Origin of the sequence: Paludisphaera mucosa (assembly GCF_029589435.1) — a bacterium.
GTDB classification, from domain to species: Bacteria; Planctomycetota; Planctomycetia; order Isosphaerales; family Isosphaeraceae; genus Paludisphaera; species Paludisphaera mucosa.
Map to the genome: position 1 here is coordinate 2,234,601 of NZ_JARRAG010000002.1, position 21,234 is coordinate 2,255,834.

Genomic DNA, 21,234 nt, shown 5'->3' on the forward strand with positions numbered 1-21,234 from the left:
CCGCGCCGGGATCATAGCAGCCGGTTCCGCAACGTGTAAAGTATAGACTTGCGGGGGCCGGGACTTCGCGACCGAGGCGGGATCGACCGAGTTGATGAACGTGCTGTCCTTCGGCGTCTGCAACGCCTTCGTGCTCCTGGGAGCCTGGTGGGGCGCGACTTACGGCCTGAGGCAGCCGCGCGGGACGGCGCGGATGCTGGCCGCGGCCTTGCTCGGCTGGGCCTGGATCACCCTGGGGATGCAGCTCCTGGGGACGATCGGGCTGCTCACGATCGGCAACCTGATGGGCTGGTCGCTGCTGGCCGCGGGCCTGGGGCTGGGGATCGCCCTGAGGAGACGCGAGCGGCCCTTCGACCCGCCCTCGGGGCCCGAGGCCACCGGCTGCGAGGGCTGGCTCGCGGTCGCACTGGCCCTTTGGACGACTCTCGTGCTCGGGATGCCGTCGCTGCTGCTCCCGGTCAAGGTCGTGAGCGACGGCCCGATCTACCACCTGTACTTCGCGGCGCGGTGGTGGAAGGCGGGGCGGCTCTTCCTGGTCGCCTCGCCGTTCGGCGAGAGCGCGGCGACCTACTTCCCGGCCAACGGCGACCTCTGGTTCGCCTGGCTGATGACGACCTGGGGGGGCGACCGCCTGGCGCGGGTCGGCCAGGCGCCCTTCTTGCTGATGGCCTGCCTGGCCAGCTATGGCTGCTCCCGCGAATTGGGGGCGGGGCGGACCGCCTCGCTGGTGGCGACGTCGCTGTTCGCGACCGGCGGGCCGCTGATCCTGTTCACGTTCGAGCCCAACGTCGACACCATCTTCGTCGCCGGCTACCTGACGGCCGCTTACTTCTTCCTGCGGTACTCCCTGGAACGCGACGGCTGGCCCGCGTTGCTGCTGGGAGGCCTGGCGGCCGGCGAGGCCCTCGGGACCAAGTCGGTCGGGAACCTGTTCGTGCCGCCGCTCGTGCTCGTCGCGGCCTGGGCCGTCGCGCGTCGGAATCGGGAGTTGAAGGCGACGGTCGCCGGCGTCGCGACGATGTTTGCGGGGGTGGCGATCCCCTCCGCCTTCTGGTACGCCCGGAATGCGATCCTGACCGGCAACCCGCTGTATCCGCTGACCGTCGGGCTCGGCGGGACGACCTGGCTGTCGGGCTGGTACGGGCCCGACGCGATGCGCGAGAGCATCTATTACCTCCCCGTCGGCGAGTGGCGGGCGCTCGGCGACATCCTGGTCGGGGTGCTCGACTATCGAACGGTGCCGCTCTGGCTGGCGGCGCTCTTCGGCGCGTGGGCGATCGGGCGGCGGCGGCGGCCGGGCGACGGCTGGGTCTGGGCCTTCGCACTGGGAGCCTTGCTCAACATTGCGCTCTACTGGTTGTTCATCCCGTACCGGACCCAGCAACGGTTCATGCTTCAGGGGGTCGGGCTGGCGGTGGTCCCGCTGGCGCGGTGGCTCGATCGGGGTCGCTGGCTGGCGGTCGCGGCGACGCTGATCCTGGCGCTGCACGTCGTCACGCCCCAGGCCTGGCCCTTCGGCCCGCGCGACGCCGACATCCCCTGGGATCTCGACCCGCGGATCCCGAACGCCGTCGGCGCGATAATCCCGCTCGCGGAGCGAGTCGTCCGGTGCGCGGCGTCCGGCGGCCGCATCGAGGCCCTGGCGTTGGTCGAACTCCCCCTGGCGGCGCTGGTTGCGGGCCTGGCGGTCTGGGCCTGGGCGCGATGGAGCCGAGGCTCGCGGGGCGGGGCGACCTGGGCGATCGGCCTGGTCGCGCTCGGGCTGGTCACGGGCCTGGGGGTCTTGCAGAACGCTCCCTTCGCGGGCGACCCTCGGCTCTTGTTCTTCCCGCCTTTCCGCGACTTCTATCGGGGCTGGATGGAACTCGACGGCCGCTCCGGCCCCTCCGGGTCGCGGGTGGCTTACGCGGGGACGAACATCCCGTATTACCTGATGGGCGTCGGGTTGCGGAACGACGTCCGATACGTGAACGTCGAGGGCCCCCGGGATGGGCTGATGCACGACTTCCATCGCCGAGCCCGCGCCGAGGGCCGCGGAGCATGGCCCAACGCACGGCCAGGCTGGGACCGCGAACGTCCCGACTACGACGCCTGGCTCGCCAACATGGCGGCCGAGGGGATCCAACTCCTCGTCGTGACCAGGGTCAACCCCGGCGAGGGCGCGCACAACGTCGCCGACGCCGATGGCTTCCCCGTCGAGCGAGGCTGGGCCGACGCCCACCCCGAGACCTTCGAACCCCTCTACGGCGTCCGCGAAGGCGACCCCTGGTTCCGGCTGTACCGCGTCCGGCCCGGCGCGGCCGCGGGCCGTTGAATCGGCCAGGACGACGCCCCTCCGTGGGGCTCCCCGGTTCGGGAACGGACTCCGTTCGCGACCGCCGTATGATCCGGAAAGTCGGATTCTTTGTATTCTTTCATAATTCTGTTCGGGCAGCAAAGTGATTAGGGGAAATCCTTTGCGACGCATCAAGGCCCGCAGGGATTTGACTGCGTCGGTAGGATCCTGGAGACGAACGGGTTTCCCGCACTGGGAACAGCCGTCTCTCAAGGAGGAGGTGACCATGAAGTTGATCGAAGCCCAGAGGTTGTCAGGTCGGGAGATTCGGCCCTACGTGCGCGACATCCCGATCGTGGACGTCCGGTTGGACTTGAACCTGCCGCGGGCCAAATTCTTCGACGTCGAGCTGAACATGCTGGAGGGCGTGCTGGGCCCTCGCGATCCGTACCCTCCCGTCTTCGTTCGCTGGGACGCGTTCTGCCAGGCGTACCTCGTCGTCAGCCGGCAGAACTTCTACGCGCTCGCCCGCAAGCGAGGGCTCTCATTCCTCCCCTGCGTCGAGGTCGAGCCCGATTCGGAGCGTCGGCCTTCGCGTCTCGCCGGCTGAGCCGGGACGCAGGCTCCCTGGGAGCCCGGTGGCCGGGGTCGACCTCGAAAAAAAACTCCCGAATTCCGCACGGATCCCTCGGGCGGTCGCCACTCATGTGTGTGAGGGGCGAAAACACGACGCCGCGCGACGATCGCCGAGCCGTTCCGGCGGGTCGTTCGTGCGGATCCCGGGGGATGGGTGTCATGCGACTGACCTTACGGACGCTGCTGGCCTGGCTCGACGACACGTTGCCGCCGGTCCAGGTGCGGGAGATCGGCAAGCAGGTGGGGAGCAGCCCGCTGGCGCAGGAGCTGGTGCAGCGGATCCACCGCGTGACCCGCCAGCGGCGGCTGACCGTCCCGAGCAAGAACGGCCCCGACGCCACCGACCCGAACCTGGTGGCGAGCTACCTGGACAACGACCTCAACGCCGAGCAGGTGGCGGAATACGAGAAGCGCTGCCTGACCTCGGACGTCAACCTGGCCGAGGCGGCCAGCGTCCACCAGATCCTCAGCCTCTTGGGGCAGCGGGTGCAGGTGCCGCCCGAGGCCAAGTCGCGGATGTATCTGCTGGTCAAGGGACGCGAGGCCCACGCCGGCCCCGCGGCCGAGGGCGAGGCGGCCGCGGCCGACCCGCGGACGCAGCCGATCGTGCCGTGGGTCGTCCAGGGACCGGCGGCCCGGAACTGGCTGGAACGGTTCGGCCCGGCCGCGGCCTGCCTCGGCGTGTTCGCCCTGTTCGCGTGGTCGGCCTACGAAAGTCTGAAGTCGGACGGCCCCGACGCCGCCCACGTCGCCGCGAACGTCCCGGCCAAGGTGGGGGAAAGGGCGCCCCGCCCCGCGCCGGCCCCCGCGACCAGGGACGAGGCCCCGGTCGCCGATGCGACCGACCCGCCGGCCGAGGCCACGCCCGCCGAGCCCGAGAAGGCGGCCGAGGTTCCCAAGAGCGTAGCCGAGAACACGCCGGCCGAGGCCGCGCCGAAGGCCGCCCCCGCGCCGGCTCCCGTCGAGGTCCCGGCCGGGGCGGCCGCGGCGATCGCCCGCATCGAGGGCATGCTGCTCCGCTACGACGGCGAGAAGCGCGAGTGGGTGCGGGCCCGCGAGGGCGACGGCGTCCGCGCCCAGGACCGCCTCTTCACCCCGCCGCCGTTCGCGGCGCGGCTGGCCGCGCCCGGCGTCTTCGACCTGCTGGAAGACTCGGAAGTCAAGCTGCTGCCGGCGGCCCCCGACGGCGGCCCCACGCTGGAGCTGGTGCGGGGTCGCCTGCTCGCCGAACCCTCCTCGGCCGCGAAGCCCCTGCACGTGGGCTTCCAGGGGCAGACAGTGGACATGGAGCGGCCGGCGGACCTGGCGGTCGGCTTCGAAGCGTCCGGCGGCTGGACTTACGGCCAGGCCGAGCCCGTCGCGCCCACGCTCACGATCCACGTGGGCCCGGGAGGCGAGCTGGCGCTCAAGACGGTCAAGGCCAAGGAGACGGTCAAGGGGCCCGCCTCGATCCGGCTCAACGCCGCCGGGGCCGTCGAGCGGCTGAAGGACGCCGCGCCGCCCGATTGGTTCGCGAACGCGCCGGCGTCGGCCGACCTCACGGCCCGGCGGGAACGCTATTTGAAGGAGTTCTCCGACGACCGCCCGGTCCTGGCCGACGTCGTCTCGGCGACCGAGAGCGAGGACGTCGACGACAAGCGCATGGCGATCGCCGCCCTGCGGGGGCTCGGCGACCTGTCGCTCCTGACGCCGATCCTCGACCGTCCCAACGACCCCGCCGCGCGGCAGGCCGCCATCGTCGCGATCCGCCAGGAACTGACGGCGGGCGAGGCCTCGTCGCGCCGGGCCTGGGACCAGCTCCAGCTCGACTTCGGGGCGACCGACCGCGGCCGCCTCGGCAAGCTGCTGCTGGGGTTCCCCCCCGCCGACGCCGCCCGGCCCGAGACGCTTACGGAGCTGGTCGAAGACCTTTCCCCGCGCGAGGAGTCGCTGGCCCTCCGCGAGCTGGCCGTCGACAACCTGCGACGTCTGACCGGGCGCAACGCGCCGCCGTACGACGCCGATCATCCCGAACAAGGCTACGCCGACTGGCGTAAACTCCTTGACGACGGCGAGCTGAAGCCGGCCGCCAAGAAGTAGGCCCCCAGCGGCCCGGGCCCCGCACCTCGTCGAGGGCGGGGTGCGAGCCCGCGTTTCCTGGAACGGGGGCGGGTTGCGTGGTATATTCCAGTCGCGGCGACTCGTTCGGCGCGTCGCCTCCCCGTCGCGTCCGACCCGGGGCGTATCGACACGCGCCGCGGCGGATCGTCCACCGAGTGTTGATGCGTTGACCACACCGAGATCGGCCGGCAACCTGGGCTTGCGCGTCGGGCTCCTCGTCGCAATCTGGGCGTGCCTCGGATCAGTTCGCGCGCAGCAGCCGACCCCCGCCACGCCGGCCCCGCCCGCGACGTACCCTGGAGCCGCCCCCCCGCCGACGGCTCCGGTCGGCGCACCAGGCCCGACGGCGGGGGCCGATCGGCCCCCGCGGAAGTGGCCCAGGGAGGTGATCATCCTCCAGGGCGTCGCCGACGCGGCCGAGTTCTGGAAGAAGCTGGACGCCCCGGACTGGATCGTCTCGCGGCCCGCCGCCGGACGCGTCGCGGGGGACGAGAGCGGGCCGGCGGGCGCCTCGGGGGCGATCGTCGACTCGGTGCACGTCAAGGGGGTCGTCGAGGGCGAGGACGCCCGGATCACGCTCGTCGTCGACTGCGCCCTCACGGCGCCCGGCCCGGTCTGGGCCCCGCTGCGGATCGACGCCCCGGTCGTCCTGGCGGCCCGGGAGGGGGACCGGGAGCTGCAGCTTCGCAAGGGGGCCGGGAACCTCTGGGAGGCCCGTCTCGAAGGGGCTCGCGAGCATCATCTGCGGATCGAGGCGACCGTCCCCGTCCGCATCGGCGCCGAGCGCCGGACTCTGGAGCTGGCCATCCCCGAGGCGCCCGCGACGTCGTTCGACCTGGTCCTGCCGCGGCGGGCCTACGACGTCGACCTCGGCACCGGCGAGGCGGCGGTCCGACCGACGCCCGTCGAAGGCGGCGAGGGCGTGCGGATCGCCGCGCACGTCCGGCCCCGGTCGCCGCTGGTGGTGAGCTGGAGCGAACAGGACGCGGCCGGCCCGCGCGCCGCCCCCCTGCTCTCGGCCCAGCTCGAGATGGCCGTCGAGGTGGACGCCGAGGGGGTCGTGGTCCGTTCGTCGTGGGCGATCGCCTGCGCGCGGGGCGTCGCCCGCAGCCTGCAGATCCGCCTGGAGGACGACGAGGTCGTCTCGCGGCTGCAGCTCAACGACCAGTTCCCGGGGTCGGGGATCGAGCGCGCCGGCGGGGGCAGCCTGCTGACGATCCCGCTGGCCGAGCCGATCCGGTCGGGCGAGTCTCGGCGGCTCGTGCTGGAGACGCGTCGGCCCTCGTCGGGGGGCAAGGTCCTGAATTTTTCGGGATATCCGCTGACCGACGCGGGCGAGCAGTCCGGGTTCCTGGGGGCGGCCCACGGCTCCAATCTGTTCGTCAACGTGCTCAAGTCCCAGGGATTGCGGCGGATCGACCCCCGCGACCTGCCCACGGCCCTGAAGACGCGGCTGGCGGGGACGACGATCGCCTTGCAGTTCCTGGACCAGCCCTTCGCGCTGGTCCTGGGCGTGGAGTCCTCGCCGCCGCTCTTCCAGGCCGACGCCTCGGCGCGGCTCTTCTTCGAGCCCGACGGCGTCCGCAACGAGACGACCCTCAACGTGGAGCGGGTGCGCGGCAGCCTCTTCGAGATCGAGGTCGCCGTGCCGCCGGACCTGAAGGTCGTCTCCGTCGGGCCGCCGGACCTCGTGGAGGCCGCCACCCCCCCCCAGGCCGAGGCCGCCGCGCCCGGCGGTCCCGATCCGGCCGGGTCGGCGCGGATCCTCAAAATCCGCCTGACCCCCCAGGCTCGCGACCGCCCGACCTTCAGCCTGAAGCTCTCGGGCCGGCAGCCCGCCCCGGGGCCGGGCGACGTGCGGCTGGGCCTGTTCGCCCCCCGTGGGGCCGTCACGACCAACGCCTCGTTCGCCCTCTTCGCCGGCCGAGAGCTGAGCCTGGAGCCGATCGACGCCTCGCTCGTCAAGGACGCGTCCGCCGAGCCGAGCGCGGCCAAGTCGGAGGCGGATCCGTCGGCGCCCAGCCTGCGGCTGCGCAGCGGCCGCAACCCGGCGACGCTCGACGTCCGGCTCGAACGCCGGCCGCTCGAGATCCGTCGCGACACGCGGCTGGCGGCGCGGGTCTCCCGACGAACCGTCGAGGTCCGCCAGGAGACGAAGGTCCGGGTCCGGCACGGCGCCGTCTCGTCCCTGACCGTCCTCGCGCCGGAGGGCGTCTCCACGCACTGGGAGGTCTCGGACGGGAAGCAACCGATCCGCAAGGAGGATCTGGAGGCCCCCACGGCCGGCGTCCGTCGTTCCCGGCTGCTGTTCGATCGCCCGGTCGTCGACGCCACGCTGACTTTTCGCTACCGCGTGCCGCTGGGACGCGCGCTCGACCCAGGCGGCGCGACGGTCGTGCGCATCCCCTGGCTGGCGGTCGAGGCCGGGTCGACCGGGGGCTGCCTCGTCGAGCTCGCCTCGGATCCGGACGTCGAGGTCGCCGTCGACGATCCGGCCTGGACCAGGGTCGATTCGGCCGCCGCCGACGCCCGCGCGAGCCGCTCCTACCGCCTCGACCGCGACGACGCCGCCGAGGCGCTGACGGCCTCGGCCCGCCTGGTCGAGACGGTTCCGCTGCCGCCCGTGGTGGCCTCGCGGGCCTTCATCCGATCCACGCTCGACGCCGAGGGGAACCTCCGCGTCAGCGCCTGGTACGCGATCGAGGCGCACCCGACGTCGCTGTCGGTCGCGTTGCCGGCGGGCGCGAGCTGGCTGCGGGCGCGGGTGGACGGCAGGGCCGTCGAGCGGATCGACGTCGGCCCCGACGGGACGACGAGCCGCATCGACCTGCCGGCCGAATCGGCGGGCCGGGCCGTGCTCGTCGAGCTGGAATATCGCACGCCGGCCGCCGCGGCCCGCCGCCCCTGGGCCCCCCCCGCGCTTCTCGACGGGGCCGAGGTCCTGCAGGCCTACTGGCTGGTACAGGTGCCCTGGACCCAGGCCGTGGCGGGCCCGCCGGCCGGATGGGCCGACGAGAACCGCTGGGTGTGGGACGTCTACGCCTGGACGCGCCGGCCGGTCGCGGCGTCGGCCCGCCTGATCGCCTGGGCGGCGGGACCCTCGCCCCCGCCCGTGGCGCTGGACGACGCGCTCGACGCCGACGAGGCGGCCCGCGGATTCCTGTTCAGCCGGGCCGGGCCGCCGTCGCCGATGAACCCCTGGATCGTCTCGCGCACCTGGGCGGTCCTCGGCTGCTCCGGGCTGGCGCTGATCGCGGCCCTGGGGCTGACCTATTTCCCGGCCGCGGCGCCCTGGATCCTCGGGGCCGCGGCCGTTGCGGGCCTGCCGGCGGCCATGCTCCTTCCCTCCGACGTGCTGGGGCTGGGCGTCCAGTCGGCGAGCTTCGGCCTCTTCATGGGCCTGATCGTTTACGCCGGCCGCCGCATCGCCATCCGCGAGGCCGCCGCCGCCGCGGTCTCGGCGCGGACGCCGACAGGGTCGAACGTCGTGGTCTCGGAATCCTCGCAGCGCTCGTCTCCCGGCGTCGGCTCCGACGACTCCACGGCGATCCGGGTGCGGACGACGTCGACCATGGACTACCTTTCTCCGCAGCCCGGGGCGGTCCCGGACGCCCCGCTCAGCTCGCGTCTGCAACGCGGGCTGAGGCCGGAGTGACGGCCATGACCCCTCGCGAACCGACGACCGGACGCTCGCCGCTGGCGGCCCTTCTGGGGTTCCTCGCGATCCTCGGGGCCGCCGTCTCCGCGGCCCGCGGGGCAGGCGACGACGGGTCGAACGGCGTGGTCCGGGTCCGCATCCCGTCGAAACAGGTCGCGGCCCAGTTCCCTCCCGACACGCCGTTGCGCGTGCTCACGCCGTCGGCGTTCGACGCCCTGCTCGAAGCGGTCGACGCGCGAGATCGCGAACGAGCCCGCGGCGGCCCGCGCCTGGTCCGCGCCCGCCATTCCGCGCGGTTCAACGCCGGGCTGCTCGTCGGCCGATCCGAGCTGGTGGTGGCGGCGCCCCCCGGCCCGTCCTCGGTCTCGATCGAGCCCTGGACCCCGGCGATCCTGAAAGGGCCCGAGACCGGTGCGACGGTCGCCGCGTCGGCCTCGGGGAAGGCCTTCGTCCGGCTGGAGCCGAAGGCCGAAGCCACCCCCGCCGGCGAGACCACCCTCGTCCTGGAGTGGGAGCTGCGCGCCCGGCCGGACTCGCGGGGCCGGCTCTTCGCCCTCTCGCTGCCCGGCGACGAGACCACGAGCCTGACGCTGGACGTCCCCAAGGGCTGGGAGCCCTCGGGCGCGGCCGGTCGCCGCGACGGTCCCGCGTCGGGCGACGAACCCGACCGCGAGACCTGGCGGTTCGCCGGCCGCGTCGACGGCCGCGACCTGCGGATGACCAACCTGGCCGAAGCCCGCGACTCCGGAAACCCCGCCCGGATCTGGGTCGGCGGCGCGACCCGGATCGACCTGAACGCCGTCTCCAAACTCGGGGCCCGTCCGGCCAACTGGACGATGGACTGGTCGCTCCAGGCCGACGAGCCCTGGGCCGGGACGTTCGCCGTGGAGCTCGACCCGGGGCTGGAGCTGCTGGCGGTCGAGGGCCCGTCGGTCCGGGAATTCCACCTCCAGGAGGGGGCTCCGGCCCGCGTCGTCGTGTCCCTGGCGGCGGCCGGCCCGGCGCCGACGCCGGTCCGGTTCCAGGCCCACGCGCGGGTGCCCGCCGAGGGGGCGTGGGACGTCCCGGCGATCAGGCCGACGTCGCCGCTGACCTGGACCGGGGGGACGACCACCATCGTGCTCGACGACCGCCACGTCGTCCGCGACTGCCGCGAGCGCGACGGCCGCCGCGTCCCGCCCCCCCAGGGCGACCCGGCGGGTTCGGCCCCGATCCTCGTGTTCGAAGCCGCCGCGCCGGGGTCGGCGGCCCAGCTGACGTTCCGGCCGGTCGGCGTCGAACCGATCTCGACGGTGCGCGGTCGGCTCATCCTGAGGGAGTCGTCCGCCCGGATGGAGTGCGAGGTCGCGGGCCTGGGCGTCGTCGGCTCGGTCGCGGAGTACGAGCTGGAGCTGCCCCGCGGCTGGTCGGTCGATCGCGTCCAGATCGCCGGCGCGGCGGACGGGGCGACGCCCTGGAACCAGTCGACGCGCGGCGACGGCGCGTCGGCCCTCCAGGTCCTGGTCCCCCCCTCGGACGCCGCGCCCGAGGGGCGGACGCTCCTGGTGGGCGCCGCGGCGACAGGGCCGAGCGACTTCCCGAGGAGGCTCGCGCTGCCCCGGCTGCGGCCGACGCGCGGGCGGGTCGCCGACGAGGCCTGGGTGGCGACGGCCGTCGGGCGGATCCAGCTCGCGCCGGCGGCGACGCGGGGGCTCGCCTGGATCGACCCGGCCCAGGCCCCCGGCCTCTTGCCGGCCGGTGCGCCCGCGACCGATCTCAGGCCGATCCTGGCCTGGCGATGGACCGCCGCCGACGCCGAGGCCCCGGTGGACCTCCGGCTCGCCGAGCCCAGCCCCGGCGGCTGGGTCCACGTCAAGGCCCGCCTCGAAGACCGGGGCCGTCGGCTGGCGGTCGCCGGCTGGGCGACGGTCGCCGCGCCGGAGGGCGGGGCGTCCGCGGCGCGTGTCTGGCTCGACGTCAAGGCGGGCGACCTGGCGGCCTGGTCGTTCACGGACGCGGCGACCGGCAAGAAAGTCGCCCCCACGATCCTCGCCGAGCCCGAACGTCGCCGGCTGGGATTCCCGGACGCGGGCGTGGCGCTCGAACTGGCCGCGGAGCCCACGGCGGCGGGACGGGCGACCGTCGACTTCCGCGCATCCTTCCCCTGGGAGGGCCGGGGCCGCGTCCCCCTCCCCGGCCTGCCGGCCTCGCACGCCCCTCGGGGCGTGGTGGTGCTGGAGACGCCGGAGGCGGTCCGCTCCCGGATCGAGGGCGAGGGCCTGAGCCGGATCGAGGCGTCGATGGCGGATCGGCTCGCCCCCGGCGCCGAGTCGTCGACGACTCGGGCGGCCGCCCCATCGGCCCCGTCGCCCGGGCCGGGCTGGACCTCGCAGGCCCTGACCTACTCCGCCGCCGGGGCGCGCCTGGAACTGACGACGGAGGGGCTGGACCCGGCGACACTCCCGGGCCTGATCCGGGACGCCCGCCTGACGACCCAGGCCTTCGCGGACGGGCGGTCGCTCAACCGCCTTCGGCTGCTGGTCGCCGCCGACCAGACCGAGGCCTTGACCTTCCGCCAGCCCGCCGGGTGCCTCCTCGCCGCGGCGCGGGTCGACGGCCGGGCCGCGACGCCGACGCTGGGGGCCGGGGTGACCTCGATCCCGCTGCCCAGGGGGCTCGGCGAGCGGACGACGGCCGTCGAGCTGGACTATCGCGTCGAGCCCTCGGGTCCCGTCGACTCCCGTCGGATCCGGCCGGCGCTCCCCGATTTCGGCCTACCCTGCCTCTCGTTCGGCTGGGAGCTGGCCCTCCCTTCCGGCGTCGTGATCGACGACGCGGGCCCCGGATTCGTGGTCGACTCGGCGGAGCCGCGGCCGACCTGGCCCTTCGGCGCGCTCGGCGTCGCCCGCTGGCGCTGGCCGGGAGAGCGTTCGGCCGTGCGGACTCCCCGCGAGGACGCCCTTCGCCGGCTCGACGACCTGCTGGGCGACGCCCCCGGCGACGACCTGACGCTCGCCGAGGTCTTCACGCGATGGGACTCGGGGGCCGCCCCGGTCGTGATCGACCGTTCGGCCCTGGCCGCCGAGGGCGTAGGGCCCCGGACCCGCTGCGTCTCGACGCCGCGCGATCCCGCGACGGCCCAGAGGCCGATCCAGGCGCTCCAGCGGCACGAGCTGACGCTGGCCCTGGTCGACGAGGTCCTGGTCATCACCTCGCGGCGGGCCGCCGGGTCGACCTCAGGCCCGTCGGCCTGGCGGTCGGCGATCGCCGAGACCTTGTTGTGGGGTTCCGACGCGACCGACCGATTCCAGTCCGCGGCCCGCTGGCGGGGCGAGCCGACCGCGGGCGACACCGCGCCGAGCGGCCAGGCGGCCCGCCGCTCCCGCGCCCCCGGGTGGTCGGCCTGGCGGCTCTCGTCGCCCTCGTGGCCGCGAGCCGACGCCGCCGTCGCGACAGCCGACGGGACCTCGCGGGCCGTCATGGGCTGGGCGGCCGTGCTCGTGGTCGCCGGCGTCGGCCTGCGACGGGCCGTCTCGCCGAGGCGGGGGCTGATCGCACCCCTGCTCATCATGATCGTCGCCGTGGTCGTCCACGATTGGTCCACGGCGCTCCCCTCGGCGCTCACCGCCGGGGCCTTCGTCGGCGCCTTCTTCACCCTTCTCGTCCGCCTGGGGCGGCTCCTGCGAGAGACCCTCGGCGTCCGCACCCCGAGGCCGCCGGGACGGCCGAGGCCGACGGCCCTGATGCGCCGCGGCGTCCGGGTCGCCGCGTGGGCCCTGGCGGCGATCGGCCTGTCGCGGGCCTCGGGATCCCAGGCCCCGGGACCGGACGCGCCGATCATCGCGCTGTCCCCCTACGACGGCGAGTTCGACCCCGCGACGGCCCCGTCGCGCGTGATCCTCCGCCAGGCCGACTACGAACGCCTGCGCGAGCGCGCCCGGCCGGCGGCCCCGGCCGACGAGGCGGGGGCGTCGATCGTCGCAGCCGAGCATAAAGTGACCCGGTCGGCCGAACAGGAGCTGCAGGTCGAGAGCGACTATTCGATCCGGGCCGACGGGGGCCCCCCCGCTCGATTCGAATTCCCGGTCGGCGACGCGCACGACATCGTCGCGACCCTCGACGACGCCCGCGCGGCCGTCATCGTCGAACCCGGCGGCGTGACCGCCGTCGTCATGGTCCCCGGCGGCCGGACCAGCCGACTGCGGATCCGACGCGCGGTGCCGACGACTCGGGACGGTTCCCTGGAGACGCTCGACTTGAAGGTCGATCGCGCCCCGTTCGCTCGCCTGACGCTCGAACAGCCCCCGGGCGGTCGGCCGGTCCAGCAGCTCGTCGCGCGGGGGCGGGTCGTCGCCAAGGGCGACCAGACGATCGAGGCCGTGCTCGGCCCCGTCGACCGGATCGGGATCTGCTGGACCTCGCCCGACCCGGCCGTCGAGCAGCCCACCGCGACCGTCGAGAGCCTGGTGCTGTGGGACCTCGACCCCGCCGGCGAGCGGATCCGCGCCCGCCTGACCTACCGGCCGCGGCGGCGGATGTCGACCATCCGAATCGCCCTGGAGCCCGGCCTGGTCCCCCGCTCGGTGCAGATCCCCGGCCTCGTCGACGCCTCGTGGGGGGGGACGCCGCAGAATCCCGAATGGATCGCCCGGGTCGACCCGCCGCTCCCGGACCGGACGACGATCTTCCTGGACTTCTGGCGGCCCCTCCGCGGCGAAGGCGGCGCCGACGTCGCCGGCCCGCTGGTCCGTCGCTTCCCGCGCGTCGAGCCCCTGGGGGTCGATCGCGAGGCGGGCCTGCTCGCCGTCCGCCGGCCGGGTCACTGGACGGGCCGGCTCGAGCCCGCGAAGGACGCCGACCCCCTCGGAGACGAGACCTTCGTCCGCGCCTGGGGCGCCCTCCCCGACGACGCCCTCACCTTCGCCGGGACCGTCCGCCACAACGCCCAGGACGCGGTCGAGTTCCGGACCGGCCCGGCGCCGACGCGCTGGCGACGCAGGCCCGCGATCCGGCTCCAGGTCGAGGCCGGCCGGGTCGACTGCCGCTACGAGGTCGAACTGTCCGAGATCACGGGCCTCCTCGACCGGGTCGAGACGGCCCTGCCCGACGAACTCGTCGTGCTCGACGTCGAATCCGCCGGGATGACCGACTGGAGCCGGACGCCGGGGGGCCCGCTTCGGGTCCGGTTCGACCGCATCGACCTGAAATCGCGGCGCACGATCGTCGTCCGGGGGTGGATCCCGGTCTCGCAGCTCGCCCCGGGCCCGGGGCCGCGCCAGCACCGCCTCCGCCTGCCTTGGATCGACGCCGCCGAGGGCCGGGGAGCCGCGGGGACGTTGGAGGTCCTCTCGCGCGGCGCGGTCGAGCTGGCGACGGCCCCCGGGGGTGCGACGTTCGTCGGCTCGGATGCGACGGGCGACCCCGCCGCGCCCGGCGGCCCGTGGACCCGCCAGACCTACCGGATCGACGATCCCACCCAGGTCGGCGAACTGCGCTGGTCGCCGCAGCCGCCGCGCATGAACGTGATGGTAGGCAGCCAGTTGACGATCCATCCCGACTCCGCCGAGTGGGTGGCCGTGCTGCGCTACGAGGTGGCGGGCGGCCCGCTCGATGCGATCCATCTCAAGGTCCCCTCGGCCTGGGCGGGGCTCGCCCGGCTCCAGCTCGCGGGCCAGGACCACCAGCTCACGACCGAGTCCCGCGATCAGTCGACGTTCTGGACGATCACCCCCGAACGCCCTATCTGGGGCTCGCAGCGGCTGGTGCTGCGGTCGCGGACCCCGATCGCCTCGGGCCAGGAGGTCCTCTTCCCGGAAGTCGTGCCGCTGGGCCGGGGCGTGGTCGACACGTCGCTCGCCCTCGTCTTCGCCACGGCCGCCGTGCCGGCCACGTCCGGTTCGGCCGGCCTCCGGCAGATCTCGTACGCCGGCCGGTTCCTGGACGAGGAGTTCGGCGCGGCGACCGAGCTGGCCGCCCGCGCCTACCACGTCGAGCGCGACGGCTGGACGCTCGCGATCCAGGCGCCGCCGCGCGACGACGCCGGGCCCGGCGCGCAGGACTCGGCCGCGCGGGTGCGATCCGCGGACGTCGCCTACGTGCTGGCGGCCGACGGCTCGGGGCTGGGCACGGCCTCGTATCGGACCGAGCCCCGGACCGGGCGGTTCCTGACCGTGGCGCCCCCCGACGGCGGCCGCCTGATCCGCGCCGCCGTCGACGGCGCGGCCGTCGCCCCCCTGCTCGACGCCGACGCGCGCTGGACGATCCCCCTGGGCGAGCAGACGGCCCGGCTCGTCAGCCTGACCTGGACTTCGGCCCGGCCGGACGTTTCGAAGGCGGCGTCGGCCCGGGCGATCGACCTCCCCCGCGCCGGCGACGGCCGGACTTCCGCGCTCGTCAGCGTGTACGTCCCGACCGACATGGCGGTCAAGCCGTCGATCGGCGGGCTGGAGGCGGTCGGGGCCGAGCGGATCCAGCTCGACCGGGCCGACCGCGTCGCCCAGCGCGTCTTCGACCTGATCGCCGAGATGGATCGCGGGTCGGGCCGCGACCGCGCGCGGCTCGTCGCGCTTCTGATCGACCACGAGTCGGCCCTGCGCGAGGCCGAGCACGCCCTCCTGGCCGCGTCCCGGAGCGCCGACCGGGCCCGCCGGGATCGCGCGGCGCGGGACCTGGAGGTCGTCAAGGCGTCGCGCCTCCAGATGGTCGAGGCCCTGCGCTCCACGGGGCTGGAGGAGCCGATCGCCGCGGCCCGCGACTACCTGGGGCTCGAACGCCCGACCGGCGTCGAGGCGGGGGCGGCCGTCCCCCAGCAGACCGACCGCGAACGGGTGCGCCGACTCGGCCGCCCCGCCTTCTTCGCCGGGACCTCTCCGGGCCTGGCCGACGCGCCGGCGCGGCTGGCGGTCGAGGCCGATCGGGCCGCCGAGTACGTGGGCGTCAGCGAGAGCCGCGCCCGCTCGCTGCTGCTCCTGGCCCTGCTGGTCGGTCTGGGGCTCGCCGGGCTGACCTCGGCGCGGCAGGCGGGGGCCCAGAGCTTGATCGCCGCCGCCAGCCTGTCGCTGGCCGCCGTCGCGGGCGGGCCGCTGGCCCTGATCGCCTGCTCGCTCGCGGTGCTCGGGGGCTGGCTCACCCGGGCGCCGGCCCCGCGCGAGGGGGCTTCGGCGTCCTGGTGAGGTCGGGGCTCAGCCCACCAGTTCGGCGATCGGCTTGCCGCCGTCGACCACCTTCATCGGCCGGCCCCGCGGGGTCGTGTATTGGGTGTCGATCCCGATGCCCATGGTCTTGGTCATCGTGGCGATCATGTCCATGACGCCGATCGGCCGGTCGGAGACGTCGACCCCGTCCTTGTCGGTCGAGCCGACCACCTGGCCCGACTTCATGCCGCCGCCCCCCATCACCACCGACCAACTCCGCGGCCAGTGGTCGCGGCCGGCGTTCTGGTTGATGCGCGGCGTCCGGCCGAACTCGCCCATCCAGACGATCATCGTCGTGTCGAGCAGGCCGCGGCTCGCCAGGTCGGCGGTCAGGGCGGCCATCCCCTGGTCCAGCTCGGGGAGCAGGCGGGTGGAGAGAGCGTCGAAGTTGTCGGCGTGGGTGTCCCAGCCGCCCATCGCCACCTCGACGTAGGTCACCCCCTGCTCGACGAGCCGCCGGGCCAGCAGGCAGCCCGAGCCGAACGAGTGCTTGCCGTAGGCCTCGCGCACCTCGGGCGACTCGGAGTCGAGCTTGAAGATGTCCTTGTACTTCGAGTTCATCATCTTGATCGTCTTGCGATAGACGGCCTGGTGGTCGACGGCCGGCGCCGCGCCGCGCTGCTTGATGAAATTCGTCTCGACTCGGCCGAGCAACTGCAGCCGGCGGTCCAGCCGCAGGTCGTCGACGTCCGCCGGGGGCGCGAGGTTGGCGATCGGCGCGTTGGGGTTCTGGACCATGAACGGGGTGTACGACATCCCCAGGAACCCGGCCCCCTGGCCCGGCGTGTTGATCGAGACGCAGTGCGGGAGGTCGAAGTCCTCCATCCGGCTGCCGATCTCGAACGCCGCCGTCGAGCCCCAGCCGGGGTGGACGACGGTCGGGTTGGGGACGTATCCCGTGTGCATCAGATACGTCCCGCGCTCGTGGTTCCCCTCCTTGGAGTCGAGCGAGCGGAGCACGTTCAGGTGGTGCATCTGCTTAGCGGTCTTCGGCATGTGCTCGCTGATCGAGACCCCGGGCGCCGAGGTCGCGATCGGCTTGAACGGGCCGCCGTTCTTCTCGCTGTCGGGCTTGAGGTCCCAGATGTCGAGGTGGCTGGGGCCGCCGGACATCCAGAGGACGATGCAGCTCCGCTGATTCTTCCTGGCCACGGCCGCGTTGGCCCGCAGGTTCGCGAAGAACTGGGCCGCCGGGATGCCCAGGGTGGTGGCGGCCAGGTGCCCCAGGAAGTGGCGACGGTGCATCCCTCGGGGGGTGATGATCGAAGGCGTCATGAGCGAGGGCTCCTTCGGGACGTCCGCGTCGGATCAGTGGATGAGGATGAACTCGTTGGAATTGAGGAGCGCCCAGAAGAGGTCCTGGAGGAACGACATCGCGTCGGGGGACGACTCCAGGTAGGCGACGGCCGGCGTCGACTCGGCGTTCGACGGGTGCCGGCTCAGCGCGGCCATGTAGAGCTGGTCGACCATGAACCCGGCCGGCGACCGGTGCTGGCGGCCGGCCTGCTCGACGGCGTCGGACAAAAAGCTGCCCGGCTTGCCGGAGAGGGCGTCACGCATCAGCTCGCCGTTCATCATCATGAGCGACTGGGGAATGGTCCCCTGGAAGCTCGTCGCCTCGTCCCCCTCGTCGTTGCCGAACGTGAAGAGGAATTGACGCATCCAGCCCTCGCGCTTGTCGTCGTTGCGCCCGCCCCCGGTGCGGTGGGCGGCCGTCGCCGTCAACAGCGAGTCGAAGAGCTGCTCGGGAGACATCGGCCGGAGCATCATGACGCTGAACTGGTCGTCCTCGGCCTTCGCCTTGCCGGGCCGGACGCTCGACGCCTGGTACGCGGCCGACGAGGTGATCCAGCGGATGAGCTGCTTGACGTCGCAGCCCCCCTCGCGGAACTCCTCGGTCAGCTTGTCGAAGACCTCGGGCAGCACGGGCGTGTTGTGGGGGCCGATGTCGTCGACCGGGTTGACGAAACCCTTGCCCATGAAATGCGCCCAGGTCCGGTTGACCATCGCCCGGGGGAGCATGTCGCCTTCGGGGTCGGTGATCAGCTTGGCCAGCTCGACGCGGCGGACGGCCTTCCCGGGCTTGTCGACCTTGCGGCCGTCGATGAACTTCGGGAAGGCGACGCCCATCATGCCGTTGCGGCGGTCGAAGCGGGCGAAGGCCTCGGTCGGGACGTCCGTCAGCTCGACGTGGTCGACCTTCTCCAGGCCGTCGGCGCCGGCCATCCGCTTCTCCTCAGTCTTGAGGCCGCGGAAGAAGGCGTTGATCCCCCAGAAGTCGGCCTGCTTCCAGTCGTTCTGGGGATGGTCGTGGCATTGGACGCACTGCAGCTGCTGGCCCAGGAAGAGCCGGGTCGTGCGCGAGGTCAGCGGCACGGCCTCGGTCTCCAGGTGGGCGAGCGTGTAGTTGACCGCGCCGTTCTCCTTGTTCGAGCCGCTCGCCGTCACCAGGTCGTAGACGACCTCATTCCAGGGCCGGTCGGCGGAAAACTGCTTGCGGAGCCACGCCGTCAGCGCGGCGCGGTCGACGTTCCGCTCCTGCCGGCCGCGGCCGATCAGGAGGTTCGTCCACTCGGTCGCGAAGTTCTTGGGGTAGTCGACGTGCTCCAGGAGCAGGTCCACCAGCCGGGCCCGCTTGTCGGCGGCCTTGGCGTTCAGAAACTCGCGGGCCTCGGCGACGGTCGGGATCCGGCCCAGGATGTCGAGATAGGCGCGCCGGAGGAACTCGGCGTCGCCGGCGACCGTCGCCGGCTTGAGGCCGGCGTCCTTCCAGGCCTGCCGCAGCAGGGGGTCGAGGGCGTTCGCCGCCGGGGCCGCCTTGTTCGCGCCGAGCGACTTCTCCGCCGGCTCGTCGCCCGCGCGGCCGCGCGCCGCGACGACCAGGACGGCCACGAGGCCCGCGGCCGCGACGATCGAGCGCCAGGGGGCACGAATGGCTGGGGCGTCGACCCTTCCATCACGCTGGGGCATGAAAGGCACTCCCTGAGACCAGGCCGGGCTGGATGCGACGGTGAAAGCGAGGCGAGGACGGGGTTGAACGGATGCGAGGACCCGGCGTCGGCCCGGCGTCTCGTTCAATTCCTACGTTACGACTTCAAATTCGGGACGTGACCTCCATCGACTTTATTCGGGGAGCCGACGTTGGGTCAATGGATGCATTGTGGCCTCCGCTCCGTCCGTTCCTGCGGCCGCGCGGCCCGCCCGGATCAGGGCGTGCGATCCGGATGGACTCCCAGGCCGCTCACGCCGGCCTCCTCGGGGGCCCGTCCGTCCTTGACGGCCGCCTCGGCGGCCAGGTATCGGCGCTGGTGCTCCAGCCTCTCAGAAGGGTCGAAACGGATGAAAGCGGTCACCTGGTAGAACAATGCCGACCGGCGGCAGACCTCGGCCCAGCGGGCGGCGTCGAGACGGAAGTGGCGGGCCGCGGCGTCGGGGTCGAGCGTCGGCGTCGGGACCGCTTCGGGCCAGCCGAGAGCCCGGCGATCCCTCAGCATCTCCAGGAGACCCTGCGCCAGCGCCAGGTACCCGCGAAAGGTCGGATGCTGGGCGTCGTGGAAGAGGCGGTCGTCGAGGATCCCATGGGCGCTGGCCGCTTCGAGGATCCGGGGGCCGTCCAGCAGGATGAGCCCCGGGTGCCGTTCGGCCGTGTCGTGGTAAGCCATGCGGAAGGCCTGAGGGCACCGCAGGGGCGTCCCGTCGGCCTCCCGGGCGGCGACGAAGTGGTCGCGGGCTTCGGCGAAACGGCCTTCGCGCTCCAGCAGACGGGCCAGACGGAAGTGCGACTCGGCGAAGCCGGGCTGCTCGCGGATCAGCTCGCGGTAGCCGGCGGCGGCCGCGGCCGGGTCGGCCGTCTCCCGGTCGCGGATGCGACCGAATCGCCCGGCGAAGGCCTCGCGCGCCTCGCGAGGCGTCTCGACGGGGAGGAACGACCGGCTGGGCTCGAAGCCGCCGTCGTTCGAGGCCGGGACGACGAAGACGGCCTGAGTGCCCAGGGTTTCGGCGTACGAGGCGATGGCCTCCAGCCGTCGCTCGAAGTCGGCGAGGAGCGAGTCAGCCTCGTCGGCGGTGCAGGTCGGCCGATCGACGAGCTGGCGGGTGACGACGGCCTCGGGGACCAGGTCGACGCGCTGGCGGTCCAGCGTCTCCAGCACCAGGCCGCAGAAGGGGGACCTCCGGAGCAGCCGTTCCACCAGGTCGCGTTCCGGCCGGGCGGCGAACTCGTCCAGGTAATACGGCGGGTTGCGCGACCAGGCGTAGCGGGCCTGGAACTCGTTGTGTCCCGAGAAGAGGATCAGCAGGTCAGGCCGGTACGTCAGGCCGGCGAGCTGCTGGTGCGCCGATTCGAGCGTGGCGCCGCCCGTCGCCCAGACTTCCACCTCTACGCGGCGCCCCGGCAGCACCGATTCGAGCTGCCAGCCAACGATCTGGCCGACCGAGAGCCAGGGGTTGTAAGGCTCCCCCCGGGCGCTCGATTCGCCGATCACCAAGATCCGGACGGGACTTACGTCGGCCTGGGACGCGGAGTCGGCCGCCGAAATCGCGCGCGGCGGCACGGCGAGCGCGGGGGCCGAGGCGGTCGGGCTGCGATGGAGCCAGGCCGCCCACAACGCCGAGGTCGCTTCGAGTCCGGCGAGTCCCAGCGTCGTGGAGAGGCCGAGCAGGAGCAGCCGGGGCGTCCAGCGGCGGGCGGCGCCCCGGATCGACGGCCGGGCCGCCACGATCCAGCCGAGAAGGGCGAGGACGCCCGCGAGCAGGGCGATCCAGACGAGGACGTAGCCGGCAAGCACGCCGTTGAGGAACACGGCCGTCGCCGCGCGCCGCTTCGACCGGCCGACGCTGGCCCAAAAAGCGGTGAGCCGAGGCGGCCCGAATTCCCACGCGAGGAAAAGCAGGAACAACGCCGTCGCCGACGCGACCATCAAGATCAAGGTCGGCCGCAGCCGGCCGCCGGGCTCGTTCGGCCTCGGGGCGCGTTCCAGGTCGTTCATGGGCCGCTTCGATACCGGGTCGGGGGCGGGACGGATGCGGGGCCTCGGGCAGGTCGGCGGACCGGGGCCGGTCGCCCGGCCCCCACGGCCCCGACCGGCCAGTATCCGCGAGCCGGTCGGCCCTGGCAACCGGGCCGGCCCGGGGGCGGTCCGGGCCGGAAGGCGAATTTCACGCCGTTGCGTCGGGACTTCGCCCCGCGCATAATGAACCTCTTCCGCCGGTTCCGCGTAACGATGCTGGACGTCGGGCGTCTACGCGATCCATCCGCGCATGAGGATCGTGCGGGGCGGGCGGGCGGTTCCCTCATTCGACCGCCGGCCGCCCCCGTGTCCGCGGGACCCGCGTCCGCGCGGGCCGGCCGTGATGAAGATGAAGCTGAATTCCAGGGCCTGGGAGGAACGCAT

8 protein-coding genes are annotated in these 21,234 nt (G+C 73.6%); 5 read left to right on the forward strand and 3 right to left on the reverse strand.

The window, feature by feature from the left end; translation table 11 throughout:
* Window positions 1–94 precede the first annotated feature (94 nt).
* The 5 genes from PZE19_RS18290 to PZE19_RS18310 all read left to right on the forward strand — a co-directional run bounded on the left by PZE19_RS18290 (window position 95) and on the right by PZE19_RS18310 (window position 15,820).
* Window positions 95–2,314, forward strand: a complete 2,220-nt coding sequence (locus tag PZE19_RS18290) for a glycosyltransferase family 39 protein (protein ID WP_277862071.1) — start codon at window positions 95–97, stop codon at window positions 2,312–2,314.
* Between the two features lie 247 nt (window positions 2,315–2,561).
* Window positions 2,562–2,885 (forward strand): hypothetical protein, encoded by a 324-nt coding sequence (locus PZE19_RS18295; RefSeq protein WP_277862072.1) that lies wholly within the window; start codon window positions 2,562–2,564, stop codon window positions 2,883–2,885.
* 185 nt (window positions 2,886–3,070) lie between these two features.
* A complete protein-coding gene (locus PZE19_RS18300) occupies window positions 3,071–4,990 on the forward strand; it encodes a hypothetical protein (protein WP_277862073.1) in 1,920 nt (639 codons plus the stop codon).
* A 406-nt stretch (window positions 4,991–5,396) separates the two neighbouring features.
* Window positions 5,397–8,666 carry a hypothetical protein gene (locus PZE19_RS18305; RefSeq protein ID WP_277862074.1) on the forward strand — a complete coding sequence of 1,090 codons (3,270 nt, stop codon included), beginning with the start codon at window positions 5,397–5,399 and terminating at the stop codon, window positions 8,664–8,666.
* A gap of 5 nt (window positions 8,667–8,671) precedes the next feature.
* Window positions 8,672–15,820 carry a hypothetical protein gene (locus tag PZE19_RS18310; RefSeq protein ID WP_277862075.1) on the forward strand — a complete coding sequence of 2,383 codons (7,149 nt, stop codon included), beginning with the start codon at window positions 8,672–8,674 and terminating at the stop codon, window positions 15,818–15,820.
* Between the two features lie 9 nt (window positions 15,821–15,829).
* Here the strand turns inward: PZE19_RS18310 and PZE19_RS18315 are convergent, their stop codons facing one another.
* The 3 genes from PZE19_RS18315 to PZE19_RS18325 form a co-directional block, all read right to left on the reverse strand.
* Window positions 15,830–17,116, reverse strand: a complete 1,287-nt coding sequence (locus PZE19_RS18315; protein WP_277862076.1) for a DUF1501 domain-containing protein — start codon at window positions 17,114–17,116, stop codon at window positions 15,830–15,832.
* A gap of 33 nt (window positions 17,117–17,149) precedes the next feature.
* Window positions 17,150–18,811, reverse strand: a complete 1,662-nt coding sequence (locus PZE19_RS18320) for a DUF1549 domain-containing protein (RefSeq protein WP_277862077.1) — start codon at window positions 18,809–18,811, stop codon at window positions 17,150–17,152.
* A 236-nt stretch (window positions 18,812–19,047) separates the two neighbouring features.
* Window positions 19,048–20,829, reverse strand: coding sequence for a tetratricopeptide repeat protein (locus PZE19_RS18325; RefSeq protein WP_277862078.1), 1,782 nt, complete (start codon window positions 20,827–20,829; stop codon window positions 19,048–19,050).
* Window positions 20,830–21,234 lie beyond the last annotated feature (405 nt).